Here is a 10,548-nt window from a genome sequence, read left to right as displayed (position 1 = left end):
TTCGAGTTCGAGATCGACACCACCCGCCCCAACGAGGCGTGGCGCGCCGAGGTCGCCGAGAACATGGCGGCCCGTCAGGCAGCTCAGTCCTGATGTCCGCCGACGGCGCAACCGCGCCTCGCCCGCCGCGGCCCGACGTCCGGTTGGACGACGGGCCGATGGCGCCGGTCGAGTGCACGGCGTGCGGCGCCTGCGTCGAGGTCCGCAAGAGCAGTTGGGACCAGACCTCGATCCAGTGGCACGCCGACGCGTTGGACCGTTGCGAGGAGCGCAAGTCTCCGCTCCCCCGTGCCGACCGCCCGAACCGGAACGCCTTCCTGGGCTGCGGAAAGCTCAAGGAGTCGGTGCGGATGGCAGCAGTGCGCGGCCAGCTCGAGATCCAGGACGAAGACCCCCTGAAGACCAACCCGGAAGGACACAAGTGACCGACCTCGCCAAGTACGGCCCCTGGGCCGTCATCGCTGGTGGCTCCGAAGGTGTCGGCGCCGAGTTCGCCGACCAGCTCGCCGCCGACGGCTTCAACCTGCTGCTGATCGCCCGCAAGCCGGGTCCGTTGGAGGAGACCGCCGCCAAGGTCCGCGAGCGTGGGGTCGAGGTGCGTACCGTCGCCGCCGACCTGACCAAGCCGGAGTCGATCACCGCGATCACCGAGGCCACCGCCGACGTCGAGGTCGGCCTGCTCGTCTACAACGCCGGCGCCAACAGCTACGGCGGCCCGTTCCTGGCCGGCGAGCTCTCGGGCTTCCAGGGCGTGATCGACCTGAACGTCACCGCGATGCTGGCGCTGGTCCACCACTACGCACCGAAGATGAAGGAGCGTGAGCGCGGCGGCATCCTGCTGATCGGCTCGCTGGCCGGTTACGTCGGCGCCTCCGCCGAGAGCATCTACGGCGGTGCCAAGGCGTTCAGCAAGATCTTCGCCGAGGGCCTCTGGGTGGAACTGCGCGAGTACAACGTCGACGTCGTCGAGTTCGTCCTCGGTCTCACCCGCACCCCGGCGATGGTCCGTGCCGGGCTGAACTTCGACATCCCGGGCGTCAACGTCACCGAGCCGGTGGACGCCGCCCGAGAAGCGCTCCTCGCCCTTCCCAACGGTCCGGTGCAGGTCATGCCGGGCAACGAGAAGGTCGTCGAGATCCGTTCCACCAGCGACCGCGCGAAGCTGGTCCTGGGCACCGAGAAGATGATGAAGCTGATGGTGCCCAAGCACTGACCTTGCCGCCACCCCGGCAACGCAGGCGTCGGCGCATCCACCGACGCCAACCCCACGAGGCCCGCCGAGAGAACATCAGTTCTCGGCGGGCCTCGTGCTGTCAGCGGTCAACGCCTGTTGGCCGGCGTCCGGTCGAGCCCGGTCCAGCCCGGTTCAGCCGAGACGCCGCGCGAACGCCACGGCCCGCTGGCGCAACTGTTCGGCGCGCTGCTCCGGCGTAACCAGTTGGTTCGCGGCGAACCGAGTGCGCGCTTCGCTGAGCTGCACCAGTTCCGTGCCGCGAACCGGCTGCGCGTCCGCGGCGAACACTCCGCCCTGCCACCGCGCGGTGATCAGGCCGGCGTCCAGGCCGCCGGTGTCGAGCCAGTTGTGCACGCCGGGGTCGACCGGACCGATCCAGTAGCTGAACGTGCCGTCCTCGTTGGCGATCGCCTGGCGGTTGTTGAGTCCGCCGAGTGCCGTGACCGACGGCCGGGTAACGCCCCAGGGGTCGGTCACCTCGAAGCCCAGGTAGTCGCAGCCGACCGGGTCGAGGGTGACCACGAGCCCCTCCCCTGCCGGCACCGCGAACGGAGCGGCGACCGAGGCGCCGAACGGTCTGCCGACAGGCTGCGGCAGCTTGTTGACCTCACGGGCGCCGTAGAGAAGCTCGTTGTTGTAGGCCAGCCAGTAGATGCTCAGCCGCTCCGCGTTGGCCACCGCGATCTCGATCAGCTCGTCGCGGGTCTGCGCGGGCGGTGCCGTCGGGCCGGCGATGCGTTCGATCTCCAGGTGCAGCGGCTCCTGGTCCTCCCAGACGGTGAGGGCGTCCCGGACCAGTAACCAGGTGCTGGTGGGCAGCGAGTTGAGGTGGTGGGCACTGCCCGCGACCGGCTCGGGACCGACCGTCACCTCGAAGCGCCCCTCCGCGTCGGTGGTCACCTGGTGCGAGAGCAGGACCGAGGCGATCACCGCTCCTTCTCGGGTGACCGCGCCTTCGGCTTCCGGCTGGCCGTAGCAGATGAAGGAGAACTGAGCGGCCGGTCGCTCGGGCACCCGGGCGCTGATCCGGTAGGTCGAGACGCCGTCGATGGCGGTGCGCCGGTGCACGTTGTCCGGGTTGTCGATCCCGTAGCCCGAGTTAGGAACCTCGAGGCCGGGCCAGGAGTGCGCGGCGCAGGCGGACCAGAGGAACGCCGGACGCGCCGGGTCGGAGACCAACGCGTGCTGGATCGCTGCCGCGGTGATCGAGGCCGCGGCCTCAGCCGCACTGGCGATGCCGGCTGCGCTGCCGCCGCAGACAGGGTCTTCCAAGTAGAGCTGCTCGACCCGATCCCGGGCCGCACGCAACGCAGGCTCCGTCATCAGCTCGACCAGTAGCGCGTCGCGGCTGACCTGGTCGGAGGTGGCGAGTGCGGAGCCTGCGCCGCTACCCATCAGGCGTCCTGGGCCTTGACCGCCGCCGCGGCGTGCACCCCGGCGCGTCGTCCGAAGAAGGTTCCGTCGCCCAGCGAGGTACCGGAAATGTAGCCCTCGCCATGCATCCCGGACGACGCCCGCCCAGCCGCGTAGAGGCCGGGCACCGGGCCGCCACCGACGCTGAGTACCTGGCCGTCGACGTCGGTCGCCAGACCGCCCAGGGTGAAGCCGGAGAAGCCAGTGGTCTTCACATCGCCACCGCCGAAGGTGATCCGCGGATCGATCGCCGCCCACGGGCCCTCCAGGACCCGGATCCACTTGTCGTCCTTGTGATACAGCGGATCGGTTCCGCTCTCCGCGGCGTGCCGGTTGTAGGCGGCCACCGTGGACTCCAACGAGCCGGGCGGCAGCCCGAGGTCACTCTCCAGCTCAGCCAGGGTCTCCGCGCCGTAGCTCGGCCGCACGCCCCACAGGTCGCCGGGCGGGACGTCGTCCAGGCCGGCTTCGTCGAGGATCACCCAGCACGGTCCGGGCTGGTGCAGCGCCGCGTGGCTGAAGAGGCCGGGATAGACGTCCTCGTTGATGAATCGGTTGCCCTGGCCGTTGACCAGCATCCCGCGGCAGACCATCGCCGGCAGCGCCGTGTAGGCCGCCTCCACGAAGCCCATCCGCCGGGTCTGGGCGCCGATCGCCATACCCATCTCGATGCCGCTACCGTCGTCGCCGCCGTCACTGACCTTGCCGTGGCCCAGCAGCACCGGCGCATGGTCGGCCAGCATCTGCTCGTTGTCGACGAAGCCGCCGGTGGTGAGCACCACGGCCTTCGCCCGGTACCTGACGTCCTTGCCGAACTTGCGGGCGGTCACGCCGACCACCCGGTCGCCGTCCAGGATCAGGGAGATCGCCTTGGTGTCGGTGTGCGTCTCGGCGCCGAGCGCGTCGCACGTGGCACTGAGTGCCGCCATCACCGCGTGCCCGCCGAAACCGGTTGCGGCGGGTCGGTGGCCGCGTGGTACCGCGCGGGCAACCTCGTTGTAGGGCCAGGCGTTCTCGCCCAGCCACATCAGGCCGTCCTTGGTCGGCGGCATCCAGGTCGGTGCGTCGTAGAGCGACTCCACGAACTCGACACCACAGTCGACGAACCAGTCGAAGAGGTCGACCGAGCCGTCGCAGTAGAGGCGGACCTTCTCTTCGTCCGCGTACGGGCCCAACGCCTTGCTCAGGTAGGCGAACATGTTGTCCGCGTCGTCGTCGGTGAAACCGCAGGCCTGCTGCAGCGCCGTGCCACCGCCGAGGTAGAGCTCGCCGCCGGACTGGGCCGACGAACCGCCCGAGCCGCTGAACCGTTCGAGCACGATCACCGACGCACCCGCCCGGCGAGCCTCGATCGCAGCCGCCGCGCCGGCACATCCGTGCCCCACGACCAACACGTCAACCTCGTGATCGAAACTGTCGACCTGGCTCAGCTGAACGGGTTTGGTCACGGGTCACTCCTTGGCGGGGTTACGGGACGGTAGGGCGCGGTGGTGGTCCAGGTGTGGCCCCAGTAGCTGGGCCGGGTGATCTCTTCGGAGGTGTACGACGTCTCGTCGACGCGGACCCCGTCCGTGCCGTACTGGATGTCCCAACCGCCGGGCACCCGGACGTAGAAGGAGACCATCCGGTCGTTGGTGTGCCGCCCCAGGGTCGAGGAGAGCGAGAAACCCGAGACGTTGACGGCGTCGAGGGCCATCCCGACGGCGTCCAACGAGTCGACCTCGAGACCGAGGGCGAGCACGCCCGGGCCGTGGCCGACGGGGGCCGGGCAGAGCGCAAGACTGTGGTGACGCTGATTGACGCCGAGGAAGCGGATCCGCTCCGGCGGCTCATGCAGCGAGGGGTCCGAGAGCGCCGCGTCGGCAGCCGCGTGGGGTGCCGACTGGGACTTGCCCCAGGCCGAGCCGAGCCGGATCGCGCCGCGGGGCAGGAAGCCGAGCACCTCGGTGTAGAAGGTGACCGACTCCTCCACGTGCACGCTGGGTAGGACGACGTGGCCCATGCCGACGTCGGCCGTGGCGAACCGCTGACCGTGGGCGGTCAGTACCGGGCGATGGTCGAGGACCGGCCCGAAGAAGACCTCGACGGGCGATCCCGACGGGTCGGCGAAGCGGATTCCCGCTTCGATCTGACGCTGCGCGCACTCGACCGGGTCGAGTTCGCGGACCGGGGTACCCGAGGCGCCGAGAGCGCGACCGACCGCCGCCAGGGCGAACTGGTCACGCACCTCCCAGCCGACAGCAAGCAGCTTGTCGACGTCGCCGGGCAGGACGAGGAGCCTGGAGCTCCTCTCGTCCATCCGGAGGTGCAGGCCGTCCTTGCACGGGCCCGGCACCTCCTGGAGGCCGAGGGCCCCGACCGCCAGCTCACGCCAACGGTCGAGGTCACGACTCTGGACCCGGAGATACCCGAGCCCCCGGATATGCGTCATCTCATCCTCAGATCATGGCCAGCATCGGGCCAGGCGGCGGGGTCACGTCCATCTCGGTGAGAGCGGTGGCGTGGAAGACCGATCCGGGCACGTGGATGGCGTGCACCAGACCCATGTGGCCGTCGCGCCAGAAGCGCTGGATCGGGTTGTCCATCCGCATGCCGTTGCCGCCGGAGCGGGCGACGATCTCGTCCATCGCGCGGACCGCACGCCAGGCCGCGGCGACCTGGGTACGACGCGAGGCGGCACGGTCGGCGAGAGTGGCCTTGATGCCCTTCTCCGCCATGTCGTAGAAACGGCTCACGTTCTCAATGATCGCAGTACGCGATGCCTTGATCTCCTCGGCCGCCGCGCTGATCGCGAAGAGCACGTACGGGTCGTCCTTGGCCTTGGTGCCGGTGATCTGGACCCGGTTGCGCTGGTAGGCGAGGTGGCTGGCCAGCGCGCCTTCGGCGATTCCGACGACGGCACTGGTGATGCCCATCGGGAAGGCCGTGGTGAACGGGATGTGGTAGAGCGGGTTGGTCAGACCCGCCTCCTTCGGCTGCGAGCCGTCGAGGAACTTCGAGAAGGCGATCGCGCGTGCCTCGGGGATGAAGGCGTCCTTGACGATGATGTCCTTGGAGCCGGTGCCGCGGAGGCCGACGACGTCCCAGCTGTCCTCGACGATCTCGTAGTCCGAGCGCGGCAGGATCACGTGGTAGGGCTGCGGCGGCATGGCCGGCTTGCCCTCGGCGTCGCCGAGCATCGCGCCCAGGAAGATCCAGTCACAGTGGTCGGTGCCGGAGGAGAACTGCCAACGACCGTTGAAGATGTAGCCGCCGTCGACGGGCTTGATGACGCCCATCGGGGCGTACGGGGAGGCGACCCAGACGTCGTTGTCCTTGCCCCAGATCTGCTCCTGGGTGTCGGCGTCGCACATCGCCATCTCCCAGGGGTGGACGCCGACGATGCCCGCGACCCAACCCGTGGAACCGTCGAGGGAGGCCAGCTTCATGACGGCCTCGACGAACTCGGCCGGGTGCGCCTCGGTGCCGCCGTACTTGGCGGGCTGGAGCATCTTCATGACGCCGTTGGCGCGGAGCAGCTCAGCGGTACGCGGGGTGAGCTTGCCGAGCTTCTCGTTCTCGGGGCCGTTGGCTGCGATCTCGTCAGCCTGGGCCTCGATCGCCTCGAGGACGGGGTTCGTCACGGGTGGTCCTCCACAGTTCCATCAAACACCGGGCTGATTCCCGGTGCCGCCAGATTCTCAGCGGGCACCCGGCAACGCCACAGCCCCTCCCGATCACTGGGAGGGGCTGGCGGGCGTTGCTGGTGACGGAGGTTCGGCGGAGCCGCTCCTCGGGCTCAGTCGGTACGCAGCAGGAAGGCCAGAACGGCGGCTTCCCAGGCTGCCTTCTGCTCGATCATCACCCAGTGGCCACAGTTCGGGAAGACGTGCACCTCGACGTCGGGGATGGTCCGCATCGGGAGCAGCATCATGTCGACCGGGCTGACCCGGTCGTCGCGGCCCCAGGTGATCAGGGTGCGAGCCTTGATCTTGTGGAACTCAGCCCAGTAGGGCGGCTCGGGCGATGCGGCCTGGAACTTGTCGAGCGCCTCCATCGCGGCGCGGGAGTACATCATCCGGGCAGCCTTGAGGGTGGACGGCTCGGTGGCCTGCTCCCAACGGGCCTCGATCAGCTCGTCGTTGATCATGCCGCGGTTGAAGACCATCGAGTTCAGCCACTGCACCAGGCGCTCGCGGGTCGGGTCGTCGGTGAAGTCCATCAGCAACTGCAGGCCCTCGCCGGGGCCGGGGCTGAGCAGGTTCTTGCCGATGCCGCCCACGGTGACCAGGCGACGAACACGGTCCGGCTGGGCCATCGCGAAGCGGCCACCGACGATGCCACCCATCGAGTTGCCGATGATGTCGACCTGGTCGATGCCGAGCCCGTCGAGGTAGTCGCCGACGGCGGGCAGCGCGGCGGCAAGCGGGTGCTTGTCGACCGGGTCGCTGACGCCGAAGCCCGGGAACTCGAGGATCAGGCAGCGGTAGTGCTGGGACAGGGCCGGGAGGTTGTCGGCGAAGTTGCGCCAGCCGGTGACGCCGGGGCCGGAGCCGTGGAGCAACAGCAGCGGCGGCGCATCAGCCGGGCCAGCCTCGTGGTAGCGCAGCACGCCGCGCTCGGTTGCCAACTCTCGCAAGGTCTCTTCTCGATTGAACACTGGCTCAATCTAGGGGGGAACGGAACCGACCACCGGGAAATTCCCGATGGTCGGTTCTCGAACTTGCGGATTCTGCGGATCAGTGGGCGCTGACGATCCGGTTCCGGTTGGGGCCGGAGACGACGTCACCGAAGAGGTCCAGCGAGATCCGGCGGGCGGCGTCGACCACCAGCGGAGCGACCCGTTCCAGCGGCATGCTGACCTCGCCGACGACCGAGACGGCACCGACCGGGCCACGAGGGCCACGGATCGCGGCGGCGGCACAGGCGATGTTGTCGAAGCTCTCGCCGACCTCCAGGGCCAGGCCGTGACGGGCCCGGATCCGGCCGAGCTCGAGGTGAAGCTCGCCGAGCTCGGCGATGGTCTTGGGGGTACGGCGGCTCATGTGGTCGGCGAGCAGCAGATCGACCTCCTCCGGCTCGATCCAGGCGAGCATCGCCTTGCCGAGGCCGGTGCAGTGGGCCGGAGCCCAACCGCCGACACGGGACGGCGCGATCGCGGCGAACCGGCCGCCCATCTTGTCGAGGTAGTGGACCTGGTGACCGACCAGGACACCGAGGTGCACCACGGCGCCGGTGCGCAGCAGCATGTCGTGCAGGTACGGAGCAGCAGCCGCACGCAGTTCGCTGTGGTCGCCGGCCCCTCCGCCGAGCGAGAGCGAGCGACGGCCGAGGCTGTAGCCGAACGAGGTGTGGGCCAGCCAGTCCAGACGGACGAGCTGGTCGAGGATCCGGTGCGCGGTGGACCGGGGCAGGTTCGTGATGCGGGCGACGTCTTCGAGCGTATGGCGGCTGTCGCGACCCTGGAAGACATCCAGGATCAGCGTCATCCGCTCCACCATCGACGGCGGCAAGTCGCGGCGCGCAGCTGCCTGCGCGTCGACGGACTCCATGGCGGTCTCGGGGGCGATCGACATGGTTTTCCCTCCCAGCTCTCAGTGCAAAACTGAAATGAATTCTGCCCTCCGACAGTAACCCGGCTCACGCTCCAAGGGAAGTCCTGAACTGAAATTGATTCTAGGTAGAAATCTGCTAGCTGTTCCGATCAACGAGACCGAGCACCCCACGCAGCCGGGAACCGCCCTTGGATGGCAGACCCCGACCTATCAAGGAGTCACCATGCGTCTGGGGCTCAACAGCCCGCTGGTCACCGCCTTTCCCGGCCAGCACTCCCCCTGGGAACGCTCCGCAGGAATTGCCGAGCTGACCGCCGTCGCCGAGGCCGCCGACCGGCTCGGGTTCGACTACCTGACCTGCTCCGAGCACGTCGCCGTTCCGAGCCAGGTCGCAGCCGAACGCGGCGGCACCTACTGGGACCCGCTGGCCACGCTCTCCTACCTGGCCGCGCGGACCACGCGGATCCGGCTGCACACCCAGATCCTGGTGATCGGCTACCACCACCCGTTGGAGATCGCCAAGCGCTACGGCACCTTGGACATGATCAGTGGCGGCCGCGTCGTCCTCGGCATGGGAGTGGGCTCCCTCAAGGAGGAGTTCGACCTGCTCGGCGCCGACTGGGAGAAGCGCGGCAAGGTCTCCGACGACGCCCTGGACGCCCTGCGCAGCTCGCTCTCCAAGCGCGAGGTCGAGCACCACGGTCCGTTCTTCGACTTCACCGACCTCGTCGTCGAGCCGCACGCGGTCCAGCAGCGGGTGCCGATCTGGATCGGCGGACACACCCCGATCAGCCTGCGCCGCGCGGTCAAGTACGGCGACGGTTGGTGCCCCTTCGGCCTCCCCCACGACAAGCTCGCCGAGATGTTGAGCGCCGTGGAGATCCCGGACGGATTCGAGATCGTGCTCGGCGCCGGACGACCGCTCGACCCGACCGGCGACGCCGAACGCACCGCCCGCGCGCTGCGCCGCACCCGCGACGCCGGCGCCACCATCGCCAACGTGCACATCCAGGCCGGCTCCGCGACGCACTACGTGGAGCAGCTCGAGGCCCTCGCCACCATTTCCGCAGAGCTCCAGGAGGACTGATGACCGACGTCGCCGCGCAACTCGAAGCAATCACCGCTCGACTCCAGGTTCTGGAGGACCAGGCCGAGATCACCCGGTTGATCGCCTCCTACGGGCCGCTGGTCGACGCCGGCTGCGCGGACGAGGTCGGCGCCATCTGGACCGAGGCGGGCATCTACGACGTCGACGAGATGTACATGGGTTCGCGTGCCGAGATCGTGGCGATGGTCAACGGCGATGCGCACCAAGGCCTGATCGCGAAGGGCTCCGCGCACTTCCTCGGGCCGGCCACCGTCACCGTCGACGGCGACACCGCGGTCGCGGTCTGCCAATCGATCCTGATGGTGCACCACAAGGAACGGTTCATCCCCGCCCGCGCCGGCATCCACCACTGGGAGCTGGAGCGGACCGCGGACGGATGGCAGACCACCTGCCGCACCTCACGGCTGCTCGACGGTGACGCCGAGACCCGGGCCCTGATGGCGGCCGGCGCGAAGGGCGAACGCCGTGGCTGAGGGCCGTCTCGCCGGCCGCGTCGCGGTGATCACCGGCGGCGGCGACGGCATCGGTGCCGGCATCGCACGTCGTTTCGCCGCCGAGGGCGCGAAGGTGGTGGTCGCGGAGATCAATGCCGAGAAGGGCCAGCAGGTTGCCGACGAGATCGGCGGTCTCTTCATCCCCGTCGACGTGATGGACCGCGAGCAGGTGGAGAGCATGGTGGCCACCACGGTCGCCGAGTTCGACAGCATCGACATCCTGGTCAACAACGCCTGGGGCGGTGCCGGGATCGGCCGCGTCGAACTCAAGACCGACGAACAACTCCAACGTGGCTTCGCGATGGGCTACTACGGCCCGTTCTGGGCGATGCGTGCCGCCTACCCGCACATGAAGGCGGCCGGCTGGGGCCGGATCGTCAACATGGTCAGCCTCAACGGCATCAACGCGCACATGGGCACGCTGGAGTACAACTCGGCCAAGGAGGCCCTGCGCACCCTGAGCCGGACCGCCGCCCGCGAGTGGGCCCCCAGCGGTGTCACCGTCAACGTGATCGCACCCGGCGCCCGGAGCGCGGCCTTCGAACGGATCGTCGCCGCCCGGCCCGAGATCGCCGCCGCGGCAGACAACGCCAACCCGATGGGCCGGATGGGCGATCCCCTTGCGGACATCGCTCCTGCGGCCCTGTTCCTCGCCTCGGAGGACAGTCGATACGTGACAGGCAATACCCTGTTCGTGGACGGTGGCGGCCACATCAACGGCGTCGCCTGGACCCCTGACCTCGACGCTCAGGCCTGAGGTCACCC

General features: G+C 69.1%; 11 protein-coding genes. 5 read left to right on the top strand and 6 right to left on the bottom strand.

All coding sequences use genetic code 11. The annotated features are described in order from the left end of the window. Window positions 1-92 precede the first annotated feature (92 nt). Together ACLM5J_RS20210 and ACLM5J_RS20205 are read left to right on the top strand one after the other, a co-directional pair. A complete protein-coding gene (locus ACLM5J_RS20210; RefSeq protein WP_413658480.1) occupies window positions 93-425 on the top strand; it encodes a ferredoxin in 333 nt (110 codons plus the stop codon). After that, window positions 422-1,213: an SDR family NAD(P)-dependent oxidoreductase gene (locus ACLM5J_RS20205; RefSeq protein WP_413658479.1), complete on the top strand. Its 792-nt coding sequence runs from the start codon at window positions 422-424 to the stop codon at window positions 1,211-1,213. The genes ACLM5J_RS20210 and ACLM5J_RS20205 overlap by 4 nt, the downstream gene beginning before the upstream one ends. Window positions 1,214-1,366: 153 nt before the next feature. Here the strand turns inward: ACLM5J_RS20205 and ACLM5J_RS20200 are convergent, their stop codons facing one another. From ACLM5J_RS20200 to ACLM5J_RS20175, 6 genes are all read right to left on the bottom strand, one after another. After that, window positions 1,367-2,629: a hypothetical protein gene (locus ACLM5J_RS20200; RefSeq protein WP_413658478.1), complete on the bottom strand. Its 1,263-nt coding sequence runs from the start codon at window positions 2,627-2,629 to the stop codon at window positions 1,367-1,369. Beyond that, window positions 2,629-4,095, bottom strand: coding sequence for an FAD-dependent oxidoreductase (locus ACLM5J_RS20195; RefSeq protein ID WP_413658477.1), 1,467 nt, complete (start codon window positions 4,093-4,095; stop codon window positions 2,629-2,631). The genes ACLM5J_RS20200 and ACLM5J_RS20195 overlap by 1 nt, the downstream gene beginning before the upstream one ends. After that, the gene (locus ACLM5J_RS20190) at window positions 4,092-5,078 is read right to left on the bottom strand and encodes a VOC family protein (RefSeq protein WP_413658476.1); all 987 of its coding nucleotides are present in this window, start codon (window positions 5,076-5,078) and stop codon (window positions 4,092-4,094) included. The genes ACLM5J_RS20195 and ACLM5J_RS20190 overlap by 4 nt, the downstream gene beginning before the upstream one ends. Window positions 5,079-5,085: 7 nt before the next feature. Further along, on the bottom strand, window positions 5,086-6,270 hold the full coding sequence (locus ACLM5J_RS20185) for an acyl-CoA dehydrogenase family protein (RefSeq protein ID WP_413658475.1): 1,185 nt from the start codon (window positions 6,268-6,270) through the stop codon (window positions 5,086-5,088). Between the two features lie 155 nt (window positions 6,271-6,425). Further along, window positions 6,426-7,286 carry an alpha/beta fold hydrolase gene (locus tag ACLM5J_RS20180; protein WP_413658474.1) on the bottom strand — a complete coding sequence of 287 codons (861 nt, stop codon included), beginning with the start codon at window positions 7,284-7,286 and terminating at the stop codon, window positions 6,426-6,428. Window positions 7,287-7,365: 79 nt separating this feature from the next. Then, entirely contained in the window at window positions 7,366-8,202 is an 837-nt protein-coding gene (locus ACLM5J_RS20175; protein WP_413658473.1) for an IclR family transcriptional regulator, read from the bottom strand. 202 nt (window positions 8,203-8,404) lie between these two features. Here ACLM5J_RS20175 and ACLM5J_RS20170 point away from each other — a divergent pair, with 202 nt between their 5' ends. Genes ACLM5J_RS20170 through ACLM5J_RS20160 form a run of 3 tightly spaced genes read left to right on the top strand, consistent with a single transcriptional unit; the run spans window position 8,405 to window position 10,540 of the window. Then, window positions 8,405-9,268 carry an LLM class F420-dependent oxidoreductase gene (locus ACLM5J_RS20170; protein WP_413658472.1) on the top strand — a complete coding sequence of 288 codons (864 nt, stop codon included), beginning with the start codon at window positions 8,405-8,407 and terminating at the stop codon, window positions 9,266-9,268. After that, the gene (locus ACLM5J_RS20165) at window positions 9,268-9,762 is read left to right on the top strand and encodes a nuclear transport factor 2 family protein (RefSeq protein ID WP_413658471.1); all 495 of its coding nucleotides are present in this window, start codon (window positions 9,268-9,270) and stop codon (window positions 9,760-9,762) included. The genes ACLM5J_RS20170 and ACLM5J_RS20165 overlap by 1 nt, the downstream gene beginning before the upstream one ends. Continuing rightward, on the top strand, window positions 9,755-10,540 hold the full coding sequence (locus ACLM5J_RS20160) for an SDR family NAD(P)-dependent oxidoreductase (protein WP_413658470.1): 786 nt from the start codon (window positions 9,755-9,757) through the stop codon (window positions 10,538-10,540). Before ACLM5J_RS20165 ends, ACLM5J_RS20160 begins: the two co-directional genes overlap by 8 nt. The last annotated feature ends 8 nt before the right edge of the window (window positions 10,541-10,548 follow it).

Origin of the sequence: Nocardioides sp. Bht2, assembly GCF_047308515.1 — a bacterium.
GTDB lineage: Bacteria > Actinomycetota > Actinomycetes > Propionibacteriales > Nocardioidaceae > Nocardioides.
The sequence above is the reverse complement of the archived record's forward strand: the minus strand, read 5'-3'. Positions and strand labels throughout refer to the sequence as shown.